Source organism: Amycolatopsis sp. NPDC000009, assembly GCF_055563465.1.
Window position 1 is genome coordinate 224,439 of sequence record NZ_JBVHDI010000009.1, and the last position, 26,377, is coordinate 250,815.

Below are 26,377 nucleotides of genomic sequence, written 5' to 3' on the forward strand. Positions count from 1 at the left end.
TCGACGGTGGCCGCGAGCGTTTCAGGGGTCAGCTCGAGCCGACCTGCTGGTTCGCAGTACCCCGCATCTGTACCCAGGTCTGCGGGTCGCCGACCTTGATCCAAGGGAAGACCGACCAGATCGCGCCGTTCATCTGCCGGTAGATGGGCTGGTTGAGCCAGATTTTACCGCCGAAGCCGATATGCAACTCGGTCGTGGTGAACGAGTCGCCATAGGTGCTGTAGAAGTTGAGCTTCGTCAAGACGAAGCCGCTGTCGAAGTCGAAGTCCAACTCGCCATAGACAGAGTAGACGTACCCACCGACGTAGTTGACGTCAATGCACGTGGTTCCCCATGTCCCTCCATAGTACGAGCGCGTGCATACCTGTTCGGTCGTTGCCGCCGCCGGTACCGCGAACGCGGACATCATCATCACAACCGCGAGTATCGGCGTCAGCAGATACCGCCACCCGCGCGTCTTCGACATTTTTTTCACCGACAGGCCTCCTATTCACTGGCCGTCCTTCATGACCGAGTCAGGATGACCGGCATCTCACGGCGCTGACATCGCGAAATGACGCAAGTGCCATGCTGAAGCAGGTCGTCCGAGGTGGCGGATCAGGGAACCGGCACAACGGGTGCGTTCCCGGCCGGGTCGTGTACCGATTCGGAACGCCGCCCGCGGGCGCCGATGAAGCGTCGGTTCGTGACGATTAGCAGGGAGAGATGCTGTAGTTAGCCACCGGATGAGCAGGTTGCCGAACGTAACCGGATCGACTCCTTGCGTGATCTCCGCAATTCCCTATGCTCAAGCGGAATCGCTGTTCCAGCGTTTCGAAGATGAACCCTTCTTCCAGCAAGGACGCAGCATATGGTCTGGGGTGGCTTTTTCGGTCGTGAACAAGAGCTCGCGGCCATCCGGTCTCTTCTCGAGAAGCGCCGTCTGGTGACGCTGACGGGACCTGGCGGTGTAGGGAAGAGCCGCCTCGCTCTCGAATTCGTGCGGGGGTTGGAATCGGGGACGGCCAGGACGCGTTGGGTGGACTTCGCGGTGCTGAACAGTGCCGCCGGATACCGGGCCGTAGCGGACGTCGTCGCCGAAGCGACCGGGGCCGGCGGAATCTCGCTGGTAGTGCTCGACAATTGCGAACACGTCGCGGACACCTGTGCGGATCTGGCTAAGTGGATTCTCACGAGCGGCTTGCCGCTCATGGTGCTCGTGACAAGCAGGGAAGCCCTGCGAGTCCAGGGAGAGAATGTGCTGGCGGTGAAGCCGCTCGCCAGTGAGCCCGCGGTGAAGTTGTTCGCCACCCGATCGCAGGCGGTTTGCCCCACCTTCACGATGACCGGCGCACGCGCCGACATCGTCGCCGAACTCTGCGGAAGGCTCGCTGGGCTCCCGCTGGCGATAGAACTCGCCGCCGCACGGGTGGACGAACTCCCGCCCGAGCGGATTCTCCGGGAACTGGACCGGAGCTGGGATCTGCTCTCGGATGACAGGGAGGTGGCGGCCGGCAGGCATCATTGCCTGCGTGCCTCCGTCGAGTGGAGCTACGAACTCCTCGATCCCGTGCAGCGTCAGGTGTTCCGTCGCCTTACCCTCCTTCCCTCCTCCTTCGACGAGGTCCTCGCGACGGTGTTGTGCGCTGACACCGGATTGACCCGGAACCAGGTTTGGGCACAGCTCGTCGACCTCGCGGCCAAATCCTTGCTGGTTCCCGACCCGCTCACACCCGGAAGGTTCCGCATTCTCGAACCATTCCGGGTGTTCGGGAGCGAGCAGCTCCCGCCAGCCGAACGGAGGCGGACCCAGGACCTGTTGCTCACCTGGGCGGAGGAGCTCTCGTCCGCGCTGTTCCTGTGGACGACGGACAAGGAGATCATCCGACGATGGGACGTCGAGCGGGATACCGTCGAACATCTCGTCGAAGTCGCCCGGCGGGAGCGAGACCACCGATGCCCGATGATCGGGGCCGCGCTGGCGTTGTGCTTGGGCAGGCGCGGCCATTACCAGCACGCCGCGGATATCGCTCGTCCGCTGCTGGACGATCAGTCCGCGCCCACCGAAGGCCGGATACTTTTGACCGGCGTCCTCGGTGCTGTTCTCGCGTTCCAAGGACGGAAAACGGAAAGCCGCCGGTTGGCGGCCAAGGCGCAACGGCTCGCGGCGTCCGGAGTGCTGCCGATGCTGACCGCGCGAACATTCAATCTGGTCGGTCTCGTCCACTGCGCACATGGCGACTATGACTCCGCGATCGCGATCGAGCGGCAGCGCGTCGAGATCCTGCGCGGTCACGGCGGGGCCTTGCCGCTGGCGATGGCTCTCGACCGCCTCGCCTGGGCGACGGTGATGTCGGGCCGCCACGAAGAGGCGGCCCGACATGTCAGCGAGGCACTCCTGTTGCTCAGTCCCGAAACAACGCCCGAGAACTGGTCCCAGGCCATGACGACCGCCGGTGTCGTCGAGATCGTCCGCGGCGGCGGCAAGGCCGCCGAGTACTTTCGGAAATCGATGTCGGCCTCGACGGTCGATGTCCACAATACGCTCAGAAACGTCGAAGGACTGGCCATCATCAGCATTGCTTCGGGTGACACCGCACGTGGCTCGTGGCTCCTGGCGGCGGCCGCGGCGACCCGAGCCGAGTCGGGCATCCACGTGGAACCAGGCTGGGCCGGCCTGATCAGCGCCGCAGCTGAGCAGGCGCTCGATGTTCCGTCTCCGAGGCAGGCAAAAGAGGCGAGCGTGCTTACCCTTGATGAAGCCATTCGCCACGCGCATGCCGATGCAAGACGAGGCGATGGAGAGCAGAAGCGTCGTTCTTTGTTGTCCCGCCGAGAATACGACGTCGCCGTCCACATCGCCCAGGGACTGACGAATCAGCAGATCGGTACGAGCCTTGGTATTTCCCGCCATACGGTCGCCACGCACTTCACGAACATCCGGACCAAACTCGACCTTCCGACCCGGGCGCACGTAATCGTCTGGGTCACGACACACCTTGCCCCGCCGGCAGGTTAATTGCCTGCGTCGTTGATTCGCACCGCAAGTCACGTTCTGCGTCCGATCACGCTCGGACTGTCCACAAGGGGCACTTCCGGCCCGGAAGTGCCCCTTGTGGACAGTCAAGGACGGGCCAGAGCTCTTCGGCGAGTCCGCTCCCGCCTCCGGCTCCAGCGCGCCACGTTTGACTCACCCCTCAATAAGTTCCTGGCAAGGTAGGGAAGGAGTCCTTCACGGACTTGACGAAGGGGAGATCACCGAGCCGCCGCCAAGGTTCCCAACAGCACCATCGCATGAGGGAAAGTCCCCCTTCAGCACAACTCGGCCAGCACCGCCCGGATCGCGGGGCTGGCCTCGGCACTGCGGCGCCACGCGGCGTGCACCTCGCGCGTCGGCGGGCGCCGCAGCGGCCGGGCGACGAGCCCTTCGGCCAAGGGCGGGCGCGCCAGCCGCGGGATCAACGCGACTACCTCGCCCGAGGCGACCAGCGACAGCTGCGTGGAGAAGTCGTCCACCAGATGCCGTACGTCGGGTTCCGCCGGAAGGCCGGCGAACACACGCCGGAACCACTGATGACAGACCGTGCCCGGCGGACTGGTCACCCACGCGTGCCCGGCCAGGTCCGCGTCGTCCAGCGGCGGCTCGGCGCGCGCCAGTGGATGGGTCTCGGCCATGACGACGTCGCCAAGGTCGATGTGCACCAGCCGCCGCGACAGCGCGGGGGACAACGGGACCGGCAGGCCGTCGGCGTCATGGAGGAGCGCGAGGTCGGCCGTCCCGGCCTCGACCGAATGCAGTGCCTGGTCGGGGTCCTGCTCGGTGATGTGCAGCCGGAGGTCGGGGTAGCGCGTCAGGAGCCGCGGATGAACCGGGGCGAGCAGGCCGCGGATACCGGTCGAGAACGCGGCCACCCGCAGGACACCGCGCGGCGCGCCCTCCGCGACCGACTGAGCGGCCTCGGCACACCGTTCGAGTGCCTGGAACACCTCCAGCGAGGAATCGACGACGGCCTGGCCCGCGGGAGTCAGCACGACGCCGCGGCCGGCCGGAGCGAGCACCGGCATCCCGATCTGGCGTTCCAGCCGCTTGATCTGCTGCGACACCGCGGACGCCGTGAACCCGAGTTCGTCCGCGGCCCGTGCCAACGTCCCCAACGCGGCCACCGACCGCAGTGCCCGCAAAGCCCCGACCTCGATCATGAAGCAAGGCTACGCAATACCGTCCAAAAACCATCGCTGGACCGCAAGTATCGGCGCCGACAGGATCGACCGCATGACCGAAACGCTCTTCGGCTCCAACCTCGTCGCCATGGTCACCCCGATGGAACCCGGCGGCGCGATCAGCGAACCCGGCCTCACCGGCCTGGTCGACCACCTGCTGGCCACTGGCTGCGACGGCATCGTCGTCGGCGGAACCACCGGGGAGTCACCCACCCTGACCGGCGCCGAAGCCGCACGGCTCGTCCAGACCGTGGCGAACCGCACCGGGAACCGGGCGCGTGTGATCGCCGGAGTCGGCAGCTACGACACCACCGCCAGTATCCGGCGCGCGAAGGAAGCCGAGGCGGCCGGCGCCGACGCGCTCCTGCTCGTCTGCCCCTACTACTCCAAGCCGACACAGGCCGGGATCGTGGCGCACTGCCAGGCGGTCGCCGACGCCACCGACTTGCCCGTGATGCTCTACGACATCCCGGCCCGCACCGGGACGGCCATGGAAGCGGCGACCCTGATCGAACTCGCCGGCCACCCCAGGATCCGGGCCGTGAAGGACGCGAAAGGTGACTTGTTCGAAGCGATGGCGGTCATGGCGCGCACGCCGCTGGCCTACTACTGCGGTATCGACGAGCTCAACCTGCCGTATCTCGCCGCCGGCGCCACCGGCTTGGTCAGCGTCGTGGGCAACGCCTTCGCCGATCGCAACGCCGCACTCATCGCCGCCGTACGTGGGGGAGACCTCGACACCGCGCGATCGCTCAACGCCGCACTGCTTCCCCTCGCCGAGGCCGTCATGCGTACCTCGCAGGGGGCGATCATGGCCAAGGCCGCACTGGCCGAGCTCGGGGTCATCCCGCACGCGGCGGTCCGGCTCCCGCTGCTCGAATCGCCACCCGAGCACCTGCGGCGCCTTCGCGATGCCTTGAGGCCCCTCAGCGCCGGCCTGCTTCCTGCCTGATCGTCCGCCGGATGTCAGGAAAGGGTCGTTCCTGACGTTTCTTGTCCTGAACGACCCTTTCCTGACATCCCCGAGACACGGCGAAGCCCCCGCGGAGGGAGGTCGCGGGGGCTTCGCCGGTTCGTGGTGGGGCTAGCTACTTGTGCCGTGCGTCAGGCGGACCGGGTGGTCCTGCGTCCCTTCAGCTCGGCGAGACGTTCGTTGAGCAGATCTTCGAGCTCCGGGATCGAACGGCGCTCCAGGAGCATGTCCCAGTGCGTCCTCGGGGGCTTGACCTTCTTCTGCTCCGGCTGCCCGCCGTCCACGATCTCGGACTCGCTGCCGTGCAGCCTGCACTCCCACACCGAGGGGATCTCGGCGTCGTCGGAGAAGGGCACCTCGAACTCGTGGTTCTTGGGGCAGGCGTAGCGCACGGTGCGCCGAGGCGCGAGGTCGTGGTTGCGGTCGGTCTCGTAGCTGACCGCTCCCAGCCGGCTTCCACGGAGAACACGGTCGGCCATGATGGGGGTCCTTTCAGTCAGCTCCGGGTGGAGCCAGGGTGATGCTCACCCTATGCAACGACGATGAGGCCCAGGAGATTCCCTGAACAGCATGTCCTTGCTCACGATGAGCTGTGTCACCCGGTGGCAACAGCTTCTCCTAGTAGGAGTGGTTTCGCGCTCTGGCGTGACGTCAATACGGCCATCTTGGTGCGGATATCCCCCAGATGGGCTAGTAGTACGCCTGTCACGTCAACCGTAACTGACCGTGTTGGGCCGAGGTGGGGCCCAGGTCGCCCAGTCGAAAGTGGCGTCGGCACAATACCTGATAACGGACCGTGTTCGGTTCCCCCTCAGAACGTGATGCCGGTGAAGATTCAACGATCGTCTGCTCGGTATCCGCCACCACCACGGTGTCGCCTGCCCGCAGCACCTCACCGTCGGACACCCGCGCGTTGAACCGCCCCGTCTGCCCACACCAGCACAGCACCTCGACCTGAACCGGCTGCAACTCGTCCGCCAGCTCGAACAACCGCGCCGCACCCGGGAACAACATGCTCCGGAAATCCGTCGCGATCCCGAAGCAGTACACGTCGATCTGGACGTCATCGGCCAGTTCAGCCAGCTGATCCACCTGATCGGGCGACAAAAACTGCGCCTCGTCGACGATCAAGTAGTCCACGTGCCGCCCGGCCGCCCACTGCTCGCGCACCAGCAACCGCAGATCGGTCTCGTTCCCCACCTCGATCGCCTTGCGCGTCAACCCGATCCGGCTGGTGATCTGCGGCTCCCCGGACCGGTCATGCCGCACCAGCACCATCCCGCGACGACCCTGCCGCGCGTGGTTGTGGTCGATCTGCAACGCCAGCGTCGACTTCCCGCAGTCCATCGGCCCGTAACAGAACTTCAACTTCCCGACGACCGGCACACCCCGCCGTGAACCCGCCACCGGCACCGACGACAACGCGTCCGTGGGATCCGGGCCACTCTCCTTCAGTACGGTCACGACGGTCGACCCTATCGGCACGCTCCGCCCTCACAGCACCGCCGGTGGTCGGTTGCCCGCCGCCTCGATCGCCCGGCGCACCGGGACCAGCCACACGAACACGAAACCCAGCACGAAGAAGATCACCAGAGCGATGATCGCGTACCGGAACGACCCGGTGATCTGCCCGACCGCGGCGAACAACAGGGGACCGAGCCACGACGTCCCCCGCTCACCGACCACGTACAGCGAGAAGTACTGCGCGTCCTTGCCCTCAGGGATCATCTGCCCGAACAACGACCGCGACAACGCGTTCGTCCCGCCCAGCACCAGCCCGATCCCGACCGCCACCGCGTAGAACTGCAGCGGCTGACCGGCCTCGATGAAGAACGCGAAGCACAGCACGACCACCCAGGCCACCAGACTGCCCAAGATCGTCTTCTTCGCCCCGATCCGAGCCGCGATCGCACCATGGATCATCGCGCCGGCATAGGCCAGGAACTGGATCACCAGGATCGTGACGATCAACACCTGGGTGCTGTACTTCAGCTCGTCCTTGCCGTACTGAGCCGACACCGCCACCACCGTCGTGATCCCGTCGGTGAAGACCAGGTAGCTGCCGAGGAACGCCAGCGTCAGCGGATACGCCCTCGCCTCCTTGATCGTCCGCCCCAGCTCCTTGAACCCCGCCGTCAACACCGACAAGCCCCGCTCACTCGACTTCGGCACATGAGTCTGGGGGAGCGAACGCACCGCCGGGATCGTGAACACCGCCCACCAGATCCCCGACGTCAGGAAGCAGATCTGGATCGCCAATCCTTCACTCACCCCGAAGGACTCGTGCCCCATGAAGAACCCGAGCTGCAACGCCAGCGCCAGACCACCGCCGAGATACCCGAAAGCCCACCCCTTCGACGACACCGCGTCCCGCTCATCAGGCTCCGCGATGTCCACCAGGAACGAGTAGTAGACGACCAGCGCACCGCCGTAACCGATGTTGGCCAGGATGAACGTCCAGACCCCGACCTCCCAGTTCGTCCCCGCGATGAAGAACATCGCCGCCGACGCCACCGCACCCAGGAACGCGAACCCGCCGAGGATCCGCCGCTTGTGCCTGCTCCGGTCCGCGATCGCGCCGGCGATCGGCAGCACCAGCACCTGCGTCACCGTCGCGATCGACAGCAGATAGCCCCACAGCGAACCCGCGGGGAAGTGGAGCCCGAACAAAGAGACGTCGCAGCTCTGAAGGGTGCTCGAAGCTCCACTCGAATCGGTGCACGCCCTGTCCCCGTTAAGGGTGAAATTCGCCTTCGCGTCCGCCGACGCGATCTCGCTCAAATAGAGCGCGCCGAAGACGGTGATCACCGACGAATAGAACGGCGAATTGGCCCAGTCGTAGAGGTACCAAGCCCGCCACACCCGCTTGCGTTCACGGGTCACGGCCACCGTCATGCACTGCTCCTGAAGTCGAGAACGTCGAGGTCAGCGGGAGACTACTGGTGATCACGGCCACGTGTCCGGCACGAGTCCGGACCGTGTTCGTTTCGACGCGGGACGAACCCTTCCCGGACACCTTCCCGACCATCCTCGGCGTGTCGCTGCCACGATCCCCGTGTGTTTCGTGTGAGGCTGGTGAGCGTTCTGTGACTCTTGTGAAGCACGGAACTGATACTTACTGTTCCGCTCATGAGGACCCATCGCCTTCGCACAGCACACCGCGTAGTGGCGAGAACACTCCTGCTCGCCCTCGCCGTGACGGGCCTGCAGATCGCCACCACCGGATCCGCCGCCGCGGATCCCCACGGCTCCCACTGGGCCAAGCTCCGCATGTGTGAATCGAGCGGGCGCTACAACATCAACACCGGCAACGGCTACTACGGCGCCTACCAGTTCGACCTGCCCACCTGGCGCAGCGTCGGCGGCCAAGGCCGACCCGACCAGGCCGCCCCCCGCGAGCAGGACTACCGGGCCCTCTACCTCTACCGCATGCGCGGCTGGCAACCCTGGGAATGCGCCGGCAAACTCGGCTTCCGCAACGACAGCGACGGCCGCAGCAAACGCGTCCCGTCCTACGCCGACTCCGCCTACATCGGCGGGGGAGGACAACCCGCCCCGCCGCCTCCGCCCAAGCCGAAGCCCACCCCGCCCGCTCCGCCCGGCGGCCCCAAACCCGCCTGGCCCGGCGTCGTCTACGCCTACGGCGACTGCGCGGCACCCCTGAAGCAGTTCCAGCTGCGGATGAACGCCTTCGGCTACGGGTTCACCGGAACAGGCTGCTACTACGACAAAACCCGCGAAGCCGTCCTCGCCCTCCAACGGGCGAACGGCATCAACGACTCAGGACGACTCGGCCCCAAGACCTGGGACGCCGCCTGGAACGGCAAAGCACCCCGATGACCCTCGCGTTTAGTCCTCTAAATGCGCTTGGAGCGCATTTAGAGGACTAAACGCGGATCAGGAAGGCCAAGCGCCGCGTTCCCGAAGCACCTCACGCAGCAGATCCGGCCGGTCCGTCACGATCCCGTGTACCCCCAGATCCAGCAACAACCGCATCTCCGCCGGATCGTCCACCGTCCACGTGTGCACCTCGAAACCCCCACGCGTCGCCTGCCGCAGGAACGCCCGATCCACCACCTTCAACCGCCCCTGCCGCACCGGAACCTGCGCCATCGCGCCCCGCGACAATGCCCGCAACGACACCAGCGGCAAGAACCCGTTCGCCCACATCACCGCCACCGCACGCGGCCCCATCGCGGTCACCAGCTTCGGCCCCGCCAGCTTCCGGATCCGCGCCAGCCGCGCGTCGGAGAACGACGCCGCCGCGACCCGGTCATACGCGCCGGTCCGCTCGACCGCCCGCACGAACGGTGCCACCGCCTCGTTCGACTTCACATCGATGTTGAACCGCGCCTCCGGCAACTCCTCGAGGACGTCCTCCAGCCGCGACAACGGCACACGCCCACCGACCTTGACCGACCGCAACTGGGCCCACGTCTGCCGGGAGATCAACCCAGCGCCGTCCGTCGTCCGGTCCAACGACGCGTCGTGATGAACCACCACCACACCGTCCGACGTCGCGTGCACGTCCGTCTCCAGATAGCGATAACCCTCCGCCACCGCCTGCCGGAAGGCGGGCAACGAATTCTCCAGTCCTTCCAGGTCACCGAGGTGCCAGCCCCGATGGGCGAAGGCACGCGGGAGAGGGTCGGCGAGATACGGGAACAGTGTCGGCACCCCACTAGTGTGCACTTCGGTCGTGGCCCCGGCATGATCGCCGGATGGCCAGCTAGGGTCTGATCCGTGAGGGAAGTGGCCGAACACCCGAAGACGTCCGCCGAAGAGGTGTCCGAGCTACGCCGCGCCGGAGCACCCAAACACTGCGGATGGTGCGGCCGACGGCTCGAACAAGGCGGCAACGTCGGCAGGCGCCGCCGCTACTGCGGGCAATCCTGCCGCCAGCGCGCCTACGAACGCCGCACCGCCCTCCAACGCAGCGGTCTCCCCGAAGACGCCGTCGTCCTCTCCGACACCGAGATCGCCACCCTGCAGGACAGGCTCTTCCAGCTCCGGTGCGCCGCCGAAGACGTCGTCACCGCGGCCGACGACGGCGCTTCCGTCGCCGAACTCCGTGGCCTCGCGGGCGAAATCGCCCAAGCCGCCAAGGACCTCGAACAACTCCGCTGAACTACACGATCCCGTCCAGCGCGCGGTACGTCCGGTTGCTCGCGGCCGCCGCCCGCTGCTCACGACCGGTCGCCTCGATGTAGTTCTGACTGGTCGCCAGGCTCGCGTGCCCCAACAGCGCCATGATCTCCGAGGCTGTCGCGCCGTCCTCCGCCAGCCGTGTCGCGAAGGTGTGCCGCAACGCGTGGAGGTTCGCTCCGACCGGCACGCGGTCGTGCAGGCCCGCCCACCGGTAGCAGGATTTGACGAGGTACTCCAGCGCGCCGCGGCCGATCGGCTCGCCGGCACGATCCCGGAGGAGGGGAGTGGAGGGCCCGAACCGCTGCTGCGGGAACCGGCGGCGACAGGAGGCGAGGTACTCCTCGATGATCTTCTCCATGATCGGCTGCACCGGGATCGACCGGTCTCGGCTTCCCTTGCCATGGACGTGCAGCCGCATCTCGCCCTGGCGTCCGACCAGCGACCTTGCCGTCAGCGCCCGCATCTCCGCGGCACGCAGCCCGGCGACCAGCCCGAGCGCGATCACCAAGACGTCCCGCTCCGGCCACGGATCCCGCGTCCGGCGCGCACCGTCGGCGGCGGCCGCGAGCAACTGCTCCGGGGTTTCCTCACCCCGCAAGGGTTTCGGCGTCAACGGCGGCGCCTTCGGCCGGGCGACGGCGCCCATCGGATTGCCCGCGAGCAGTCCGTCGGACACACAGAAGGTGAGGAACTGGTTCCAGGTCGACCACGCCCGCAGGACCGAGCTCTTCGCGTGTGTGTCCGCGAAAGCGCCGAAGGCGTTGCGGAGTGCCTGGGCGGTGAGCATCTCGACCATGAGATCGTCCGGGGAGCGGTCCAGCTCGCGGAGCAGAAGAGCGGTGATGCCGGCGAGGTCGCGACGGTAGGCGTCGGTGGTGTGAGGAGAATCCTTACGGGGACGACGTGCGGCGAAAAAGGCTTGCTGTGCCTCGGAAACCCTCATGAGCATCTTGTACCGCATGGCACCGACAGTCTTACACTGGGTTATATTCCGTTTCATGCATAATAGTGATTATGCATGAAACGGAGTGATTGGTCCGGTAACTCCTCGCGGGGGATCTTGGTTCGCTTCGCTCTCTTCCGGATGTCATGAAAGGGTCGTTCCTGACGTTTTTCGTCCTGAACGACCCTTTCATGACATCCCTGACCATCGGGGGCACCTCAGGGGTTGCGAACGTCCCGACTCGACCGACTCGGCGAGATCTGGCCGCCGTAGACGCCTCCGTTGATCATCTGCAGCCAAGGGTTCCCAGATTGATTCGTCACAGTGACGTATTAGGGCCGGGTGATCGGACATCCGTTTCGCATCCCTGGGGGTGCCATCTGGCGACCTGGCGGCCAGGTCTCACGACGGGGCCAGGGTGGGCTGAAGGGAGCCATGTCCACATCTGGCGCAATGGAGGGCGCTTTCGCTGTGCGACATGCGGTGAAGGACGCTTTCAGTCCGCACCGGAGGCCCCTCTCGGGCGTCGTTATCCAGGCCAGCCAAAGTGCCGATAATGTACATTATGTCAAGTAAGCGTCGTGAGCGCCTTCCCCTCGGCGGTGTGGTTCGATGCCGCGATGATCCCGACCGAAGCGGACCTCGCCGGCGCGTTGACCAAGGCCACTCGCGCGGCTGTCACAGATCTGTTCCGCGGCAACCCCGGCCACACCTTCTACTACGTCACGCTGACGACACCCGGCGAAGCATTCGGCCCGGCGCTGTCGGCGTGGTCGCACGAGGCGCTGGCTCAGCGAACGGACGCCGACGAAGTCCGCTACTCCTATGCCGATTCCCCGTTTTCGATCTCGGGTGAGGAACATCTGAAGCCGGTCCGCGATCTGTTCGCCGCCCGGCCGGAGGTGTTCGAACTCGACGACGAAGCCTCCGACGCCGAGTTCGAACTTCGACTCCGCGCGATGGAGACGGCACTTCGCAGGCTGGCCGAGGAAGGACTGTTCGGTGCCGACGAGGCTCGCGCGGAAATGCTGATCCTGGCCGAGGTCGTTCCTGACGACGAGGACAACGTCGCCCGGGCTCGTCGGCTCAACCCGCCCGGGCCGGCACTGGACACGTGGCTGGCTTACTGGGACGTCAACTGATACACGACACAAGATGTCGCGTATTCGGTGGAATGGTCTCGCCATGGGATCTCGACTCAATCCGTACATCAGGTACAACGGGAACGCACGGCAGGCGACGGAGTTCTACCACCAGGTGCTCGGCGGCGAGCTGGAGATCGGCACGATCGCGGATTTCGGTTCGCCGGGCTCCCCCAACGCCGACAAGGTCATGCACGCCCAGCTCGACACCCCGCACGGATACACGCTGATGGCGAGCGATGTCGATGGCCAGATCGAGGAGGTGCCGCACTCCCCTGGCAACAACGTCGCGGTCTACCTCGGTGGCGACGGCGAGCTGCGCGGCCATTTCGAGAAGTTGGCCGTCGGCGGCACCGTGACCATGCCTCTGGAGAAACAGGTGTGGGGTGACGAGGCCGGCGCGCTCGTGGACAGGTTCGGGATCACCTGGATGGTCAACATCGCCAGCGCTACTGCGCGTCAGGAGGAGCCAGGCGCCGAGTGATCCGGTCGAACAGTTCCACCAGTGGCTCGCTCACGTCCCGGCCGAACTCCGTCAGTCCATAGTTGACCTGTGGTGGCGTTGTGGGTTCGACCTGCCGCCAGATCAGGCCATCCTGGACGAGTGCGCGCAGGGACTGGGCGAGCATCTTCTCGCTGATCCCCTGGATGCTCTCGCGTAGCTCGTAGAAGCGGAGATCGTTGCGCTGCAAGGAGATCAGCACCCAGATCCCCCATCGACTGGTGACGTGATCGACCACGTCACTGGCGGCGCAGTCGGTGTGAAACACCTCATACCGCGGCTCCGTGTCGGCCGGTTTGAACTGCGCGCCTCCCGCCATGGGAGGAGCTTACCCCGGGGTATGTACTTACGAAAAGTTAGCCGCTGTCCCTAGCGTCGTCGCCACGTCAAGATCGAACGAAGGAGCTGTTCATGATCGTGGTGACCGGGGCTACCGGGAACATCGGCAGGCCGTTGACCCAGGCGCTGGCCGAGGCGGGCGAACAGGTGACGGCGGTGTCGCGGCATGCCGCGGCGGCACCGTCCGGCGGCAGGCATGTGGTGGCCGATCTGGCCGAGCCCGCCACGCTCGAACCCGCCTTGGCCGGAGCGAAGTCGTTGTTCCTGCTGCTTTCCGGCGATTTGCATGCCGTCGGGGCGAACCCTGCCGACATCATCGGCCGGGCCGCGGCCGCGGGTGTCAGCCGGATCGTGCTGCTCTCGACGCTGGGTGTGGCGACGCGGCCCTTCGGCACGACGCGGGTCGCGATGCGTGAGCTGGAGGACGTGGTGAGGGAGTCCGGTTTGGACTGGGCGATTTTGCGGCCGGGTGGTTTCGCGTCCAACGCGTTGTGGTGGGCGGAGTCCGTGCGCTCGCGGCAGGTGGTCGCGGCGCCGTTCGGTGACACCGGGGTGCCGATCGTCGATCCGGCGGATATCGCGGAGGTCGCGGCCGCCTGTCTGCTGGATGATCGGCATCTCGGTGAGGTGTACGAGCTGACCGGCCCGGCGGTGATCACGCCACGCGAGCAGACCGAAGTGCTCGCCACCGTGCTGGGTTCGCCGGTGCGCTTTCAGGAGCTCACCCGTGCCGAGGCGAAGGCCGGTATGGCGCTGAGCATGCCGGCGGAGCTCGCGGACGACACGTTGGACATTCTCAGTTCTCCGACGTCGGCGGAACTGCGCGTGAGCCCGGATGTGCACCGGGTGCTCGGCCGTGCGCCGCGGTCGTTCGCCGATTGGGCCGCGAGGAATGTCGCCGCGTTCCGCTGAGGGGTTCGCGCTAGGGTCATCCTCCGGAAACGAACCTGGGGGTTGTCGAAATGCGTGTCGATCCGTCCAACGACCGGATGTTGAAGGCGTGGGATGGTGACGACGGCTCGTTGTGGGCGAAGCGCGCGAAGCGTTTCAACGACGGTGTCGCCGCGTACCGGGACCTGTTCTTCTCCGCGGCCGATGTCCAGGCGGCGGACCATGTCCTCGACGTCGGCTGTGGTGCCGGGCAGACGACGCGGGACGCGGCGCGGCTGGCTGCCGAGGGTTCGGCGCTGGGTGTCGATCTGTCCAGTGAGATGCTCGGTGTCGCTCGTCGGCTCGCCGAGGAGGAGCGTGTTCCCAACGTTTCTTTCGAGCAGGTGGACGCGCAGGTGCATCCGTTCGCCGAGGCGCGGTTCGACGTGGTGATCAGCAGGCATGGCTCGATGTTCTTCGGTGCTCCCCTGGCCGCGTTCTCCAACTTGGGCAGGGCGACCCGGCCTGGTGGCCGTCTGGTCCTGCTGACGTGGCAGCCGTTGCGGCTCAACGAATGGATCACCACGTTCCGGACGATCTTCGCGGCGGGTCGTGCGGTGCCGTCGTCGGATCTCGCGCTGAGCGACCCGGCCGAGACCGAACGGTTGCTGCTCTCGGCCGGGTACGCCGATGTCCGGTGCACCGCGGTGAACAAGCCGATGTACTTCGGCCGGGACGTGGATGACGCGGCCGACTTCATCGTCGAGCAGCACGGTGGGCGGTTGAGCGACCTGGATGACACCGCTCGAGCCGGTGTCATCCAGGCCTTGCGGGCTGATCTCGCCGAGCATCAGACCGACCGAGGCGTTTTCTACGGCTCGGCGGCCTGGCTCGTCGAGGCCCGGCGTCCTTGAGCTACTGCTTGCGGGCGATCAGGTAGGCCTGTTGCGTGCTTTCGAACTCCCCCGTTGGCTCGCGGACAAGGGTGGAGAGCACGCTGAACTTCGCCTCCCCCAGCTGCTCGGCGATCTTCTCGGGCGACAGGCGGTAGGCGTCGCAGGAGATGTCGTGCCCGTACGCGTGCTCGATGTGGCGTACTTCGTCGCCGACCTGGAAGGCCACGAGCAGGTGGCCGCCCGGGGCGAGGATCCGGTGGAAGTCGGCGAAGATCTCCGGCAGCCGCTCGCGTGGTGTGTGGATGATCGAGTACCACGCGACGACGCCGGCCAGTGCGCCGTCCTCAATGGACAATCCGGGCATCTCGCCGGTCTGGAAGTCCAGGTGGGGATACCACTTCCGGGCGACGGCGACCATTTCCGGCGAGAGGTCGACGCCGTGGATGTCGAGCCCCAGCTGGTGGAGGTGTTCGGTGATGCGGCCGGGTCCGCAGCCGATTTCGGCGACGCGGCCGCCGCCGGCGGCTTGGACGAGTTCGGCGTAGGCGCCGAGTATGGCGCGGTCCCAGGTGGATCCGGCGAGGTGGTCGCGGAGGAGTTCGGCGTAGTCGGCCGCGACCGTGTCGTAGGCGGTGCGGGTGGTTTGGAGGTAGTCGGTCACGGCGGCGACCCTATCCCCTGGCTCCGACGACAATCGTCGCGTACAGCTCGTCGTCGGTGCTCACTTCGGGGGTCAAACCGTTGTGTGCCATGGCTTCCGCGGTGCTCGCGGCTTGGCTTTCACCGGTCTCGATCAGCAGGTGCCCGCCCGGGGCGAGCCACTGCGGGGCTTCGGCGGCGACACGGCGGTGGACGTCGACTCCGTCGTGCCCGCCATCGAGGGCGACGCGGGGTTCGTGGTCGCGTGCTTCGGGCGGCATCATCGCGATGGCGTCGGTCGGGACGTACGGGGCGTTGACGACCAGGATGTCGACGCGGCCTCGTAGCGTCGCGGGCAGCGGTGCGTAGAGGTCGCCCTCGAAGACCTCTCCCCTGGCTTGGGCGACGTTGATGCGAGCGCAGCGGACGGCGGCCGGCTCGATGTCGGCCGCGTAGAGCCGGATGTCGCCGAGTTCGGCGGCGATGGCGGCGCCGAGCGCGCCGGTGCCACAGCAGAGGTCGAGGACGACCGCTCCTGGCCGGGCGAGGGCGGCGGCGTGGCGGACGAGGAGTTCGGAGCGTTGCCGTGGCACGAAGACGCCGGGTGCGACGGTGATGCGCAGTCCGTGGAATTCCGCCCAGCCGAGGATGACTTCGAGTGGTTCGCCGTCGACGCGGCGCTGGATCATCGTGTCGAGTTCGTCGGGTGTGCGGGCTTCGGCGGTGATCAGGCGGGCTTCGTCTTCGGCGAAGACGCATCCGGCGGCGCGGAGCCTGTCGATGACGGTCACTGGTCTCGCAGTCTGGTGAGGATTCCGTCGAGAGCCTGGCGGACGGTGTCGGGGACGCCGTTGGTGCGCAGGTCGGTGAGGAATTGTTCGTTGAGCCCACCGGGGGTCATGTGCTTGCCGGTGAGGGTTTCGAGGGAGCCGCTCTGCTGGACGAGGGCGTGTCCGAGCTGGCCGAAGATATGCCTGGTGAAGGTGGTCGCCGTGGTGTCTTCGATGCCTTGGTCGGTCATCCAGGCGGCGATGGTGCCGAGATAGTCGAGGTGGGCGGCGAAGGTGGCCGTGGCGCCGCTGAAGACGTCGAGGTCCTTTTCCGCGGCGGGGACGACGCTGCCGCCGATGCGGTCGAAGAGGGCTCTGGCTTCGGGGTTGTCGGGGTACATCGCGGTGAGGCTTTGGCGGCGCGCGGCAGGGGGCAGCGGGATGCTGCGGACGACTTCGCCTGCCGGGGCGGCCCAGTCCCGCAGCTGGTCGAGGGGGACGCCGGCGAGGGCGCTGATCAGGACGTGTCCGGGCCGGAAGGTGAGGTCTTGGAGGACTTCCTCGGCGATCGGCGGGCGGACGGCGAGGATGATCGTCTTGGCGCTGTCGACGACTGCTTGGTTGCTGTCGCGGACTTCGACGTTGGCGAAGCGTGCCGAGAGTTCTTGGCCGACGCTGCGGCTGCGGGGTGAGAGGAAGATCGAGGGTGGGTCGGCGATGTCCTTGCTGAGGCCTTCGACGATGGCGGCGGTGATCTCGCCCGCGCCGACGAATCCGTATTCCATGGTCAGGCTCCCGTGTGGCCGTCGACGCGTTCGCGGATGAGGTCGGCGTGGCCGTTGTGGCGGGCGTATTCGCCGATCATGTGGAGGTACAGCATGCGCAGCGAGAACGGGTTCCCGCCGAGGTCGAAGGTGTCGTCGAGGGATCCTTCGGCGGCGGCTTCGTCGGCGAGGCGGATCTCGTCCAGGAGGATGTCGTATGCCTCTTCGGCTTTGGCGGCGTCGAGGACTTCGAAGTCGTGGTCCTTGCCGAGGGCGGGGTCGTAGAGGGGTTCGATGTCCTGTGCGGCGTAGCGCAGGCGGAACCAGAAGCGTTCGACCTTGGCGAGGTGCCGGATGAGGCCGAGGAGGGTCATGTTCGACGGCGGGACCGACGCCGTGGCGAGCTGTTCTCCGGTGAGGCCGGCGAGTTTGTGGAGGAAGGTGCTGCGGTGCCAGGCCAGCAGGGAGGGCAGGAGGGTCCGCTCGTCGGCGGCGGTGTCGCCGGACGGCCGGGTGACCTCGGGGGCGGTCCATGTCATAGCGGCGATCATGCCATCGGGTGACGTGGGGTTCGTGGTGTGCCCGCTGGGGTGAGCGGGGTCACGTGGAGGCTGCTGAATCCTTTCGCGAGGGTCGCGGCTCTTGTAGGGGCCGGGACAAGCTCGGCGCAGGAGGAGGTTGTCGTGGAGGCCGAGTGGCCGAGGGAGTCGTTGATCGTGGCGGCGCAGGGCGGGGACGCGTCCGCCATCGCCGCGCTGGTCTCGGGTTCCCATCCGCATGTTCAGCGGTTCGCGCGGTCGCTGTGTGCTTCACCGGAGGACGCGGAGGATTCGGCGCAGGAGGCGCTGATCATCCTGTACCGGAAGATCGGCACGTTGCGGGCCACGGGTGCGCTCGCGTCGTGGATGTTCCGGATCGTGCGCAACGAATGTCTTCGCCGGGCCCGCCGGGCGTTGCGTGGTGTGGATCCGGCGGAGTCCGTCGCGATGGTTTCGGCCGAGGAAGACGCGTTGGATCGGCTGGAGGCGCAGCGGGTGGCGGCGGCGATCGCCGAGTTGCCCGCGGACCAGCGTCGCGTCTTGATCATGCGTGACATCCAGGGCCATTCGGGCCGGGTGGTCGCGGACGCGCTCGGGCTGAGCACGGCCGCGATGAAGTCCCGGTTGCATCGTGCGCGGGCGACGGTTCGTGCTCTTCTCGACAACCCCGTTTCCTGACCTTCCGTTGAGGAGTTTTCATGCTCGAAATCGGTTCCACGGTCCCTGACGTCGCGCTGGAGGACACGACTGGACAGGTCGTGCGGCTTTCGGAGTTCCGCGGTACGGCAAGCGTGCTGATCTATTTCATGCGTTCGACCACGTGTCCGGTGTGCACCGGCCATGTGAAGGACCTGGCGGCGCGGTCGGAGGAGCTGGCGGCCGCCGGTGTGCGGGTGCTGGTGGCGGTTCCCGAGGGCCGGGCGGAGGCCAAGGCGTGGCGGGCGAAGCGCGGGTTGTCGCTCCGGGTGGTCTCGGGCCGGGACGGCACGCCGCATGAGGCGTTCGGGCTGGCGAAGAAGATGCTGCAGCAGTCGGGCAGTGTGCTGATCGACCGGGACGGGGTGGTCCGGCATGCCCATGCGGCGACCATGCCGACCAGTGCTTATGACAAGAAGGGCATCGCGAAGGCCATCGAGGAGCTCGCCAGGGTGCGTTGACTGAAGGTATGAATCAGTGCTTCACTTCTTGGGTGCCGTATCGCCGTACACCGAAGGTCCAGGAGCGCCTGGACGCCCAGCGTGACGCCGTCCTCGCCGCCGCCATGGAGCAGTTGGCCGAGCGCGGGTACGCGGGCTGCTCGGTGTCGGCGGTCGCCGAGCGGGCGGGAGTGGCGGTCGGGAGCGTGTACCGCCACTACCCCACCAAGGCAGCCCTGGTCGTGGAGTTGTTCCGCAAGGTCGTCACGCGTGAGGTCGAGGCGGTGCGCGAGGTGTCGGAGCGGCCCGGCTCGCCGGCGGAGCGGGTCGTGGCGGTCTTCGACACCTTCGCGAGCCGGGCGCTGAAGACGCCGCGGATGGCGTACGCGCTGCTGGCCGAGCCCGTCGACGCGCCGATCGAGGCCGAGCGGCTGGTGTTCCGTCGTGCCTTCCGTGACGTCGTGGCCCAGCACGTGGCCGACGGCGTCCGGTCCGGGGTACTGCCCGCCCAGGACGCGGACGTCACCGCGGCGGCGCTCGTCGGGGCGGCCGCGGAGGTGCTGATCGGCCCGTTGACCACCGGCAGTGCGGACGAGGTGTCCGGGCTGCGCACTTTCGTCCTGCGTTCCTTGGGAGGTTTCGATGCCGGTCACTCATGAGGTCACCAATCAGGTCCCGCCGCTGGCGGACTACGACGTCGCCGCCGATCCGGCCTTGCTGGAAGGGCTGGAGCGGGCGGGTGCGGGCTGGGCCGTGGCCGAGGTGCACGCGCTCGGCAGGCTGGCCGGGAGCGAACAGGCTCAGGAGTGGGGCAGGCTGGTCAACGAGAACGAGCCGGTGCTGCGGACGCACGACCGGGTCGGGAACCGGATCGACGAGGTCGAGTTCCATCCGTACTGGCACGAGCTGATGGACGTCGCGGTGTCGCACGGGCTGCACGCGGCGCCGTGGCGGGATTCCCGTCCGGGCGCGCACGCGGCGCGGGCGGCGAAGATGTACGTCTGGGGGCAGGTCGACGCGGGGCACACGTGCCCGATTTCGATGACGTACGCGGCGGTTCCGGCGTTGCGGTTCAATCCCGAGCTGTCCGCGCGGTACGAGCCGTTGCTGGCGGCGACGGAGTACGACTTCGGGTTGCGTGAGCCGAGTTCGAAGCGCGGGCTCATCGCCGGGATGTCGATGACGGAGAAGCAGGGTGGATCCGACGTACGGGCGAACACGACCACGGCGCGTCCGCTGGGTGACGGCAGCTATGTGATCGTCGGGCACAAATGGTTCACCTCCGCGCCGATGTCGGACATGTTCCTGACGCTGGCGCAGGCGCCGGGCGGGTTGTCGTGTTTCCTGCTCCCCCGGGTCCTGCCGGATGGCACGCGTAACGGGATCCGGTTGCAGCGGCTGAAGGACAAGCTGGGCAACCGGTCCAACGCGTCGTCGGAGATCGAGTACGACGACGCGATCGGCTGGCTGGTCGGCGAGGAGGGCCGCGGGGTGCGCACCATCATCGAGATGGTGAACAACACCCGGCTGGACTGCGCGGTCGGGAGTGCCGCGGGGATGCGGTACGGCGCCGTGCGGGCGATCCACCACGCTCGGCATCGGCAGGCGTTCGGGGCGAATCTGGTGGATCAGCCGCTGATGGGCAACGTGCTGGCGGACCTCGTCGTGGAGTCCGAGGCGGCGACGACGGTCGGGATGCGGCTCGCGTCGGCGACCGACCGGCCGGAGGACGAGCAGGAGCAGGCGTTCCGGCGGCTGGGGCTGGCGGTGACGAAGTACTGGGTGTGCAAACGCGGTCCTTCGCACGCGGTGGAGGCGCTGGAATGCCTGGGCGGGAACGGGTATGTCGAGGAATCGGGGATGCCGCGGCTCTACCGTGAGGCTCCGCTGATGTCGATCTGGGAGGGTTCGGGCAACGTCGCGGCGCTGGACGCGTTGCGGGCGATGGCGAAGCAGCCGGAGTCGGTGGCGGCGTATTTCGCGGAGGTCGAGCAGGCGTCCGGCGCCGACACGCGGCTGGACGACGCGCTGGGCAGGCTGCGCAAGGAGCTGTCGGATCTGTCGGACATCGAATACCGGGCGCGGCGGCTGGTCGAGTCGATGGCGCTCGTGCTCCAGGGGTCGCTGCTGGTGCGGCACGGGACGCCGGCGGTGGCCGACGCGTTCTGCGCGTCGCGGCTGGGGGGCGACTGGGGTGTCGCGTTCGGGACGCTTCCGTCCGGAGTGGACACGCGGGCGATCATCGCCCGCGCGGAGGTCTGAGCGACGCGGAGTGCCAGCCTTCCACGATGTCCGTGAAGGCCTCCTTGCCTACCTTCAGGGTAGGCAAGGAGGCCTTCACGGACATCTGAAGTTCGGGGCGCGGTGGAGGCCTGTGAGTCCTTGCCCAAGTCGGCGGTTTCACCGTCGCTTTTCGCGCGTTTCGGACTCTCGGTGTCCAGATGACCACGTGCTGCGGCGGTCCGGCCGATTCCCCCGGTCGGACCGCCGCCGATCACTGCGAACAGCCGCAGGATTGCGGAATTCGGGTGCATGCAAGGGCTCGCGCTTCGGCTACGTTCGTCGGTCATGGTCGATCGCCGAAGATGCCTGGCCCTGGTTCCCCTGGTGCTGTTCGCCGCCGGCTGCGCGGCGGCCGAGCCGACGCCGATCTTCGCCGCGGCGAGCTCGACGCCTTCCGCGGAGAGCGTGCCGTTGATGGGGGCGGCGGCCCCGTCCGGCGCACCGTTCGTGGCGGCGGACGGAAGGGACCTGAGGGCCTGCGCCGACGGCGAGTGTGAGGTCCTGGTCCGGACCGGCGACCAGGTTCCCAACGACGGGGGCGCAGGCCCGCTGGCGGTCGCGGTCCAGGCGGGGAAGGTGGGACTCGCCCCGGCCTCCGGTGGGATGGGCGGGGCGATGTCCGGTCCGGCGGGGGCGGTCCACCAGATCAACCGGCAGGTGATCGTCGTCGTCGCGGTCAAGGACGATGAGGGGATCATCCGGCTCAACCGGAAATAGCGAGTTCCTGTACCTACTAGTATGTACGGCATGCATGCGATGCAGTACGAAATCACCCTCCCCGCCGACTACGACATGGGCGTCATCCGCGAGCGCGTCGCCACGCGCGGGCATCTGCTTGACGACTTCGGCGGTCTGGGGCTGAAGGTCTACGGGATCCGCGAGCGCGGCGTCGACGGCTCGACGCTGAACCAGTACTCGCCCTTCTATCTGTGGCACGACGAGGCCGGGATGAACGCGTTCCTCTTCGGCGGCCCGTTCAGCGGCATCGTCGAATCCTTCGGGCGACCCGCCGTGCAGCACTGGACCGTGCTCGGCTTCGAGGAGGGGCCCGCGTTCGGCTCCGCTCCGGTCGCGGCGGGAAAGCACGTCGTGCGGATCCCCGACGAGACCGACCCGGTCGCCTTCCTCGGCGAGGCCCTCGACGGGCTGCGCGAGCACCTGCGCCGGGACGGCGCGCATTCGGGCGCGCTGGCCGTCGATCCGCGGACCTGGCAGGTCGTCCGCTACAGCCTGTGGGCGGGCGAGGCACCGGACTCGGACGAGACCCGGTATCGGATCCTCCACCTGTCCTCGCCGCACCTGGATCAGCTGCGGCGAGGACGGCAGTGGGATCAGCCGAGCATCGCGGCGAACAGCGCGCCGGGATCGGCTTCGGGCGGACCGGCCGGCCACTGATCCCGGTACGGGTACCAGAGCCCGTCCTTGCCCAGCCGCACCTGCACCCCTGTTCCGTGGACGGCGCAGTGATTCCGTTCGACGTCCAGCCCCTCGCCGGGGTCGTCCACGACCTCGGCGAAGGCGGCCCGTGCCCGGCCCATCGCCTGCGGTGGCGGGGACCACGTGGTCTCCAGGACGTCGAGACCGGCGCGGCCACCGTGCCGCCAGGCGAGCACCGCGCGATCGAAGCCCTCACCGCTCTCGGCCGGGCGCAGCCTGTCGGCAGCCTCCGGACGAGTGGCGGCCAGGCGGACGGCGTCCTGTTTGCGGGTGAGCTTCGGCTGCGACGTCAACAGCGCACCGGCCGTCTGGCTCGCGTTGGCCACCAGCAGGGCGAAGGTCTCGGCCGGGATGCCGGGCGCCCCGGGCACGGTCGGACCTCCGGCGGGCACGAACCCGTCGAGATCCGGCAAGGGACCCGGCTCGTCGGCGTACGCGCGCTCGGCCGCGATGCCGTCGTCCCCGGTCCGCACGAACCGAGGTGCGTTGCGCCGCTGCAATTCGTCGAGCAGCTCCCGCTCCCCCATGCCACGCATCAGCAGCAGCACGAAGGGATCCGCGTCGAGCAGCCACGAGGCTTGGAACGACAGCGCCGCGGCATGGCGGCACGGCAGCTCCCAGCCGGGGCAGTCGCAGTCCGGATCGAGGTCACCGATCCCGGGCAGCAGATGCACCCCGGCGTCGTCGGCGGCTTCGACCAGGTCGTGCGGCATGTCCCGGTCCAGCAACGCGGCGAGATGCCCGGCGCGCGAGGCGACCCGGTCGAGGAACCGGTCCCACTCGTCGGCGGTCAGCTCCGCGAGCCGGACCTCGGTGCGGTACTGGCCCTCCTGGTCGTCGACCACGGCGGCGATCCGGCCAGGGCTGACCGTGATCGGACCGACCCGGCCCGCCGCGGCGTACTTGCGACCCTGTTTGAGCTGACGCAGATCCAGCGCGGTGTCCTCCATCGCGCTGATCCACGCCCGGCCCCACCACGAGCGGGCGAACTGGCCACGGCCGCCCTGGGCACCGAAGGCGGGGAAACCGCGGACGCGATCGTCTGGCGTGCTCATCGGCGGCTCCTCAACTCGACCAGATCGGCCAGCTCCTCGTCGGTCAGTTCGGTCAGCGCGGCCTCGCCGCCGGCGAGCACCGCGTCGGCGAGCGCCCGCTTCTCCCGCAGCATCGCCGCGATCCGGTCCTCGACCGTGCCCTCGGCGATGAGCCGGTGCACCTGCACCGGCCTGGTCTGCCCGATCCGGTACGCGCGGTCGGTCGCCTGGTCCTCCACCGCCGGGTTCCACCAGCGGTCGTAGTGCACGACGTGATCGGCGCGGGTCAGGTTGAGCCCGGTCCCCGCCGCCTTGAGCGACAACAGGAACACCGGCACCTCGCCGGCCTGGAACCGGCGCACGAGCTCCTCGCGTTTGGGCACCGGGGTGCCGCCGTGCAGCAGCTGTGTGCCGATCCCGCGCTGCGCGAGATGCCGTTCCAGCAGCCGCGCCATGGCGACGTACTGCGTGAACACCAGTACCGATCCGTCCTCGGCGAGGATGGTGCCCAGGAGTTCGTCGAGCAGTTCGAGTTTGCCCGATCGCCCGTCCAGTACCGCTTCCGACGGCTCCTTGAGGTACTGCGCGGGATGGTTGCAGATCTGCTTGAGCCCGGTGAGCAGTTTGACGATCCGGCCACGGCGCGCGATGCCCTCGCTCCCGGCGATCTCGGCCATCAGTTCGCGCACCGTCGCCTCGTACAAGGCCGCCTGCTCGGCGGTGAGCGTCACCGGCCGGTCGGTCTCGGTCTTGGGCGGCAACTCCGGCGCGATCCCCGGATCGGATTTGCGGCGGCGCAACAGGAACGGGCGGACCAGCCGGGACAGGCTCTCCGCGGCCTCCGGATCCTTCCCGGACTCGACCGGTTTCGCCCACACCCGGCGGAAATCGGCCATGGTCCCGAGCAGTCCCGGCGTCGTCCAGTCCAGGATCGCCCACAACTCGGCGAGGTTGTTCTCCACCGGGGTGCCCGTCAAGGCCACCCGCGCCGACGATTTCAGCGTCCGCAACGCCTTCGCCGTGCCGGAGCGATGGTTCTTGACGTGCTGCGCCTCGTCGGCGACCAGCAGTCCCCAGTGGACGCCCGCCAGCGGTTCCGGGTCGGCACGCAGGGTGCCGTAGGTCGTGAGCACGAAGCCGCCGTCGAGATCAGCGAGGGAGCGTTCGGTGCCGTGGAACCGGCGCACCGGGACACCGGGGGCGAACCGCGTGATCTCGCGCTCCCAGTTCCCCAGCAGCGAAGCCGGGCAGACGACCAGCGTCGGGCCGTCCGCGCGATGCAGATGGAGCGAGATCAGCGTGATCGTCTTGCCGAGACCCATGTCGTCGGCGAGGCAGCCGCCGAGCCCGATCGAGGTCATGGCGGTGAGCCACTGCAGGCCACGCATCTGGTAATCCCGCAGGGTCGCGGCCAGCCCGGGCGGCGGCGCCTGCGGCTCCGGTGGCGCGAGCAGCCGTTCCCGCAGCGCGGCGAGCCAGCCGTCGGTGAGGACGTCGACGCGTTCCCCGTCGACCTCGGCTGTCCCGCTCAGGGCGGCGCCGAGCGCGTCGATCGGCGTGAGCGGCTTCAGCGCGCGATCCCGCGCCTTCGCCGCCAGCGCCGGGTCGACGAGCACCCACTGATCGCGCAACCGCACGACTGGACGGTGTGCCTCGGCCAGCGCGTCCATCTCGGCCGCGGTGAGCGGTGCGCCGCCGAGTGCCAGCTGCCAGTCGAACTGCAGCAGGGTGCCGCCGGCGAAGAAGGACGGAAGGTCGGCGGGCGGCGCGTCACCGCCGCCGACGACGGCCTTCGCGCTCAGGTCACGGACGAGATCGGCGGGCCAGTGCACGTCGATGCCCGCCGTGGCCAGCAGGGGCGCGGCGGTGGTGAGCAGTTCGGTGATGTCGGCGTCGCCGAGTCCGACCTCGTCGGGCACCGCGGCGCCGAGGAGGGGTTCCAGCGGTGGCCACAGTTGCGCCGCGCGGCGCAGGGCCAGCATCACGTCGATCCGCGCTCGCGGGCCGAACCGGTCGTCGCCTGCCCAGAGCGCGGCGGCGTCGACCAGGACGCCGGGGTCGGCGAGACTGTGCACCTGGACGACCCCGCTGAACCGGCCGCTCGTGAAGTCGTCTCCCGGTGCCTCGATCCGCACCGAGACCCGGACGCCGGAGTCCAGCCCCGCCGCGACTTCGGCCGCCCAGTCCCGCAACTGCGGGACACGATGGGCGGGCGTGGCGGCGAACGCCTTGACTCCGGCCGCCTGTGCGGCCGCGGGCGTGCGGGGAAGGGTGTCGGCCACCGCGTCGAGGAACGCGCGCAGCAACGGATACCGCGCGGGGAGCAGGTTTCCCTCACCCGGGATCGCCCGTGCCCGCGCCGGCATCGCCTCGGACAGCTCCCGCAGCCAAGCTGCGTCGGCGGGTTCCAGCGGGCCCGCGCGCCAGGCGTCCACATCGGACTCCGTGAGCCCGGGCAGCAGCCTGCCCGCCTCGGCCAGCTTCAACGCGGCCGTGGCCGCGGTACTCCAGAACCGCGCGGAGGGATCGTCGCTCTCGCGAAGCCGCAGCAGCGCGGGGAGCGCCTCGGCCATCGGCAGCCGTACGCACGGCACCGTGACGATCTCGGGGAGGGCGACAGTCACCTCCCCGGCCCCTGGCACGTCCCCCTCGGCGTTCCAGAAGACGAATCCGCTGGTCCGTGGGGGGTTGTTCGGTTCGAAAACGACACTGCCGAAACCGTCGTGAGACGCCACTCAGCCCCAATCTCTGTACGGTGTACA

The 26,377-nt window shown here is 68.1% G+C and carries 28 protein-coding genes; 14 read left to right on the plus strand and 14 right to left on the minus strand.

Annotated elements, in window-relative coordinates; translation table 11 throughout:
* Positions 1-28: 28 nt before the first annotated feature.
* Positions 29-466 (minus strand): hypothetical protein, encoded by a 438-nt coding sequence (locus tag ACZ3HL_RS24395; RefSeq protein ID WP_465533920.1) that lies wholly within the window; start codon positions 464-466, stop codon positions 29-31.
* Between the two features lie 384 nt (positions 467-850).
* On the opposite strand from ACZ3HL_RS24395, the gene ACZ3HL_RS24400 reads away from it, so the two are divergent.
* On the plus strand, positions 851-2,998 hold the full coding sequence (locus ACZ3HL_RS24400; protein WP_465533922.1) for a LuxR C-terminal-related transcriptional regulator: 2,148 nt from the start codon (positions 851-853) through the stop codon (positions 2,996-2,998).
* A gap of 293 nt (positions 2,999-3,291) precedes the next feature.
* Here ACZ3HL_RS24400 and ACZ3HL_RS24405 read toward each other — a convergent pair whose 3' ends face one another.
* Entirely contained in the window at positions 3,292-4,179 is an 888-nt protein-coding gene (locus ACZ3HL_RS24405; RefSeq protein ID WP_465533924.1) for a LysR family transcriptional regulator, read from the minus strand.
* A gap of 73 nt (positions 4,180-4,252) precedes the next feature.
* On the opposite strand from ACZ3HL_RS24405, the gene dapA reads away from it, so the two are divergent.
* A complete protein-coding gene (dapA, locus tag ACZ3HL_RS24410) occupies positions 4,253-5,152 on the plus strand; it encodes a 4-hydroxy-tetrahydrodipicolinate synthase (protein WP_465533926.1) in 900 nt (299 codons plus the stop codon).
* A gap of 152 nt (positions 5,153-5,304) precedes the next feature.
* On the opposite strand, the gene ACZ3HL_RS24415 is transcribed toward dapA, so the two are convergent.
* From ACZ3HL_RS24415 to ACZ3HL_RS24425, 3 genes are all read right to left on the minus strand, one after another.
* On the minus strand, positions 5,305-5,652 hold the full coding sequence (locus tag ACZ3HL_RS24415) for an RNA polymerase-binding protein RbpA (protein ID WP_005151365.1): 348 nt from the start codon (positions 5,650-5,652) through the stop codon (positions 5,305-5,307).
* A 226-nt stretch (positions 5,653-5,878) separates the two neighbouring features.
* On the minus strand, positions 5,879-6,637 hold the full coding sequence (locus ACZ3HL_RS24420) for a thymidine kinase (protein ID WP_465419080.1): 759 nt from the start codon (positions 6,635-6,637) through the stop codon (positions 5,879-5,881).
* Between the two features lie 30 nt (positions 6,638-6,667).
* Positions 6,668-8,068, minus strand: coding sequence for an MFS transporter (locus tag ACZ3HL_RS24425; RefSeq protein ID WP_465533928.1), 1,401 nt, complete (start codon positions 8,066-8,068; stop codon positions 6,668-6,670).
* A gap of 234 nt (positions 8,069-8,302) precedes the next feature.
* On the opposite strand from ACZ3HL_RS24425, the gene ACZ3HL_RS24430 reads away from it, so the two are divergent.
* Positions 8,303-9,013, plus strand: a complete 711-nt coding sequence (locus ACZ3HL_RS24430; RefSeq protein ID WP_465533930.1) for a transglycosylase family protein — start codon at positions 8,303-8,305, stop codon at positions 9,011-9,013.
* Positions 9,014-9,070: 57 nt separating this feature from the next.
* Here ACZ3HL_RS24430 and ACZ3HL_RS24435 read toward each other — a convergent pair whose 3' ends face one another.
* Positions 9,071-9,850, minus strand: a complete 780-nt coding sequence (locus tag ACZ3HL_RS24435; protein ID WP_465533932.1) for a glycerophosphodiester phosphodiesterase — start codon at positions 9,848-9,850, stop codon at positions 9,071-9,073.
* Positions 9,851-9,916: 66 nt separating this feature from the next.
* On the opposite strand from ACZ3HL_RS24435, the gene ACZ3HL_RS24440 reads away from it, so the two are divergent.
* Positions 9,917-10,300: a hypothetical protein gene (locus ACZ3HL_RS24440; protein WP_034320669.1), complete on the plus strand. Its 384-nt coding sequence runs from the start codon at positions 9,917-9,919 to the stop codon at positions 10,298-10,300.
* A 1-nt stretch (position 10,301) separates the two neighbouring features.
* Here the strand turns inward: ACZ3HL_RS24440 and ACZ3HL_RS24445 are convergent, their stop codons facing one another.
* The gene (locus tag ACZ3HL_RS24445; protein ID WP_465456841.1) at positions 10,302-11,282 is read right to left on the minus strand and encodes a tyrosine-type recombinase/integrase; all 981 of its coding nucleotides are present in this window, start codon (positions 11,280-11,282) and stop codon (positions 10,302-10,304) included.
* 563 nt (positions 11,283-11,845) lie between these two features.
* On the opposite strand from ACZ3HL_RS24445, the gene ACZ3HL_RS24450 reads away from it, so the two are divergent.
* Together ACZ3HL_RS24450 and ACZ3HL_RS24455 are read left to right on the plus strand one after the other, a co-directional pair.
* Positions 11,846-12,406, plus strand: a complete 561-nt coding sequence (locus ACZ3HL_RS24450; RefSeq protein ID WP_465533934.1) for a DUF4303 domain-containing protein — start codon at positions 11,846-11,848, stop codon at positions 12,404-12,406.
* A gap of 43 nt (positions 12,407-12,449) precedes the next feature.
* The gene (locus ACZ3HL_RS24455; protein ID WP_465533936.1) at positions 12,450-12,890 is read left to right on the plus strand and encodes a VOC family protein; all 441 of its coding nucleotides are present in this window, start codon (positions 12,450-12,452) and stop codon (positions 12,888-12,890) included.
* Here the strand turns inward: ACZ3HL_RS24455 and ACZ3HL_RS24460 are convergent.
* Positions 12,856-13,227 (minus strand): winged helix-turn-helix transcriptional regulator, encoded by a 372-nt coding sequence (locus ACZ3HL_RS24460; protein ID WP_465533938.1) that lies wholly within the window; start codon positions 13,225-13,227, stop codon positions 12,856-12,858. The genes ACZ3HL_RS24455 and ACZ3HL_RS24460 overlap by 35 nt on opposite strands.
* A 92-nt stretch (positions 13,228-13,319) precedes the next feature.
* Between ACZ3HL_RS24460 and ACZ3HL_RS24465 the strand changes: the two genes are divergently transcribed.
* Positions 13,320-14,159 (plus strand): NAD(P)H-binding protein, encoded by an 840-nt coding sequence (locus ACZ3HL_RS24465; protein ID WP_465533940.1) that lies wholly within the window; start codon positions 13,320-13,322, stop codon positions 14,157-14,159.
* 50 nt (positions 14,160-14,209) lie between these two features.
* The gene (locus ACZ3HL_RS24470; RefSeq protein WP_465533942.1) at positions 14,210-15,031 is read left to right on the plus strand and encodes a class I SAM-dependent methyltransferase; all 822 of its coding nucleotides are present in this window, start codon (positions 14,210-14,212) and stop codon (positions 15,029-15,031) included.
* Between the two features lies 1 nt (position 15,032).
* On the opposite strand, the gene ACZ3HL_RS24475 is transcribed toward ACZ3HL_RS24470, so the two are convergent.
* The 4 genes from ACZ3HL_RS24475 to ACZ3HL_RS24490 are packed head-to-tail and all read right to left on the minus strand — an operon-like array spanning position 15,033 to position 17,725.
* Positions 15,033-15,674, minus strand: coding sequence for a class I SAM-dependent DNA methyltransferase (locus tag ACZ3HL_RS24475; RefSeq protein WP_465533944.1), 642 nt, complete (start codon positions 15,672-15,674; stop codon positions 15,033-15,035).
* A gap of 10 nt (positions 15,675-15,684) precedes the next feature.
* Positions 15,685-16,443 carry a putative protein N(5)-glutamine methyltransferase gene (locus tag ACZ3HL_RS24480; protein ID WP_465533946.1) on the minus strand — a complete coding sequence of 253 codons (759 nt, stop codon included), beginning with the start codon at positions 16,441-16,443 and terminating at the stop codon, positions 15,685-15,687.
* Complete coding sequence (locus ACZ3HL_RS24485) at positions 16,440-17,207, minus strand: NAD(P)-binding domain-containing protein (protein ID WP_465419109.1); 768 nt, start codon at positions 17,205-17,207, stop codon at positions 16,440-16,442. Before ACZ3HL_RS24485 ends, ACZ3HL_RS24480 begins: the two co-directional genes overlap by 4 nt.
* Before the next feature lie 2 nt (positions 17,208-17,209).
* Positions 17,210-17,725 (minus strand): DinB family protein, encoded by a 516-nt coding sequence (locus tag ACZ3HL_RS24490; RefSeq protein WP_465419111.1) that lies wholly within the window; start codon positions 17,723-17,725, stop codon positions 17,210-17,212.
* A gap of 144 nt (positions 17,726-17,869) precedes the next feature.
* Between ACZ3HL_RS24490 and ACZ3HL_RS24495 the strand changes: the two genes are divergently transcribed.
* The 6 genes from ACZ3HL_RS24495 (at position 17,870) to ACZ3HL_RS24520 (ending at position 22,539) form a co-directional block, all read left to right on the plus strand.
* The gene (locus ACZ3HL_RS24495) at positions 17,870-18,403 is read left to right on the plus strand and encodes an RNA polymerase sigma factor (protein ID WP_465419113.1); all 534 of its coding nucleotides are present in this window, start codon (positions 17,870-17,872) and stop codon (positions 18,401-18,403) included.
* Positions 18,404-18,423: 20 nt separating this feature from the next.
* On the plus strand, positions 18,424-18,882 hold the full coding sequence (locus ACZ3HL_RS24500) for a peroxiredoxin family protein (RefSeq protein ID WP_465533948.1): 459 nt from the start codon (positions 18,424-18,426) through the stop codon (positions 18,880-18,882).
* A gap of 32 nt (positions 18,883-18,914) precedes the next feature.
* The gene (locus ACZ3HL_RS24505) at positions 18,915-19,520 is read left to right on the plus strand and encodes a TetR/AcrR family transcriptional regulator (protein WP_465419117.1); all 606 of its coding nucleotides are present in this window, start codon (positions 18,915-18,917) and stop codon (positions 19,518-19,520) included.
* Positions 19,504-21,123 carry an acyl-CoA dehydrogenase family protein gene (locus ACZ3HL_RS24510; protein ID WP_465419119.1) on the plus strand — a complete coding sequence of 540 codons (1,620 nt, stop codon included), beginning with the start codon at positions 19,504-19,506 and terminating at the stop codon, positions 21,121-21,123. Before ACZ3HL_RS24505 ends, ACZ3HL_RS24510 begins: the two co-directional genes overlap by 17 nt.
* Positions 21,124-21,429: 306 nt before the next feature.
* Positions 21,430-21,861, plus strand: coding sequence for a hypothetical protein (locus ACZ3HL_RS24515; RefSeq protein WP_465419121.1), 432 nt, complete (start codon positions 21,430-21,432; stop codon positions 21,859-21,861).
* A 30-nt stretch (positions 21,862-21,891) separates the two neighbouring features.
* Complete coding sequence (locus tag ACZ3HL_RS24520) at positions 21,892-22,539, plus strand: DUF4865 family protein (RefSeq protein WP_465533950.1); 648 nt, start codon at positions 21,892-21,894, stop codon at positions 22,537-22,539.
* Here ACZ3HL_RS24520 and ACZ3HL_RS24525 read toward each other — a convergent pair.
* Together ACZ3HL_RS24525 and ACZ3HL_RS24530 are read right to left on the minus strand one after the other, a co-directional pair.
* Entirely contained in the window at positions 22,476-23,636 is a 1,161-nt protein-coding gene (locus ACZ3HL_RS24525) for an SWIM zinc finger family protein (protein ID WP_465533952.1), read from the minus strand. The genes ACZ3HL_RS24520 and ACZ3HL_RS24525 overlap by 64 nt on opposite strands.
* Entirely contained in the window at positions 23,633-26,350 is a 2,718-nt protein-coding gene (locus ACZ3HL_RS24530; RefSeq protein WP_465533954.1) for a DEAD/DEAH box helicase, read from the minus strand. The genes ACZ3HL_RS24525 and ACZ3HL_RS24530 overlap by 4 nt, the downstream gene beginning before the upstream one ends.
* Positions 26,351-26,377 lie beyond the last annotated feature (27 nt).

Bases quoted from the DNA above. Each gene is read 5' to 3' on its own strand.
- ACZ3HL_RS24395 (WP_465533920.1), bottom strand. From the start codon at position 466: ATGTCGAAGACGCGCGGGTGGCGGTATCTGCTGACGCCGATACTCGCG.
- ACZ3HL_RS24400 (WP_465533922.1), top strand. From the start codon at position 851: ATGGTCTGGGGTGGCTTTTTCGGTCGTGAACAAGAGCTCGCGGCCATC.
- ACZ3HL_RS24405 (WP_465533924.1), bottom strand. From the start codon at position 4,179: ATGATCGAGGTCGGGGCTTTGCGGGCACTGCGGTCGGTGGCCGCGTTG.
- dapA (WP_465533926.1), top strand. From the start codon at position 4,253: ATGACCGAAACGCTCTTCGGCTCCAACCTCGTCGCCATGGTCACCCCG.
- ACZ3HL_RS24415 (WP_005151365.1), bottom strand. From the start codon at position 5,652: ATGGCCGACCGTGTTCTCCGTGGAAGCCGGCTGGGAGCGGTCAGCTAC.
- ACZ3HL_RS24425 (WP_465533928.1), bottom strand. From the start codon at position 8,068: ATGACGGTGGCCGTGACCCGTGAACGCAAGCGGGTGTGGCGGGCTTGG.
- ACZ3HL_RS24430 (WP_465533930.1), top strand. From the start codon at position 8,303: ATGAGGACCCATCGCCTTCGCACAGCACACCGCGTAGTGGCGAGAACA.
- ACZ3HL_RS24445 (WP_465456841.1), bottom strand. From the start codon at position 11,282: ATGCGGTACAAGATGCTCATGAGGGTTTCCGAGGCACAGCAAGCCTTT.
- ACZ3HL_RS24455 (WP_465533936.1), top strand. From the start codon at position 12,450: ATGGGATCTCGACTCAATCCGTACATCAGGTACAACGGGAACGCACGG.
- ACZ3HL_RS24460 (WP_465533938.1), bottom strand. From the start codon at position 13,227: ATGGCGGGAGGCGCGCAGTTCAAACCGGCCGACACGGAGCCGCGGTAT.
- ACZ3HL_RS24465 (WP_465533940.1), top strand. From the start codon at position 13,320: ATGATCGTGGTGACCGGGGCTACCGGGAACATCGGCAGGCCGTTGACC.
- ACZ3HL_RS24470 (WP_465533942.1), top strand. From the start codon at position 14,210: ATGCGTGTCGATCCGTCCAACGACCGGATGTTGAAGGCGTGGGATGGT.
- ACZ3HL_RS24485 (WP_465419109.1), bottom strand. From the start codon at position 17,207: ATGGAATACGGATTCGTCGGCGCGGGCGAGATCACCGCCGCCATCGTC.
- ACZ3HL_RS24490 (WP_465419111.1), bottom strand. From the start codon at position 17,725: ATGACATGGACCGCCCCCGAGGTCACCCGGCCGTCCGGCGACACCGCC.
- ACZ3HL_RS24500 (WP_465533948.1), top strand. From the start codon at position 18,424: ATGCTCGAAATCGGTTCCACGGTCCCTGACGTCGCGCTGGAGGACACG.
- ACZ3HL_RS24510 (WP_465419119.1), top strand. From the start codon at position 19,504: ATGCCGGTCACTCATGAGGTCACCAATCAGGTCCCGCCGCTGGCGGAC.
- ACZ3HL_RS24515 (WP_465419121.1), top strand. From the start codon at position 21,430: ATGGTCGATCGCCGAAGATGCCTGGCCCTGGTTCCCCTGGTGCTGTTC.
- ACZ3HL_RS24520 (WP_465533950.1), top strand. From the start codon at position 21,892: ATGCATGCGATGCAGTACGAAATCACCCTCCCCGCCGACTACGACATG.
- ACZ3HL_RS24525 (WP_465533952.1), bottom strand. From the start codon at position 23,636: ATGAGCACGCCAGACGATCGCGTCCGCGGTTTCCCCGCCTTCGGTGCC.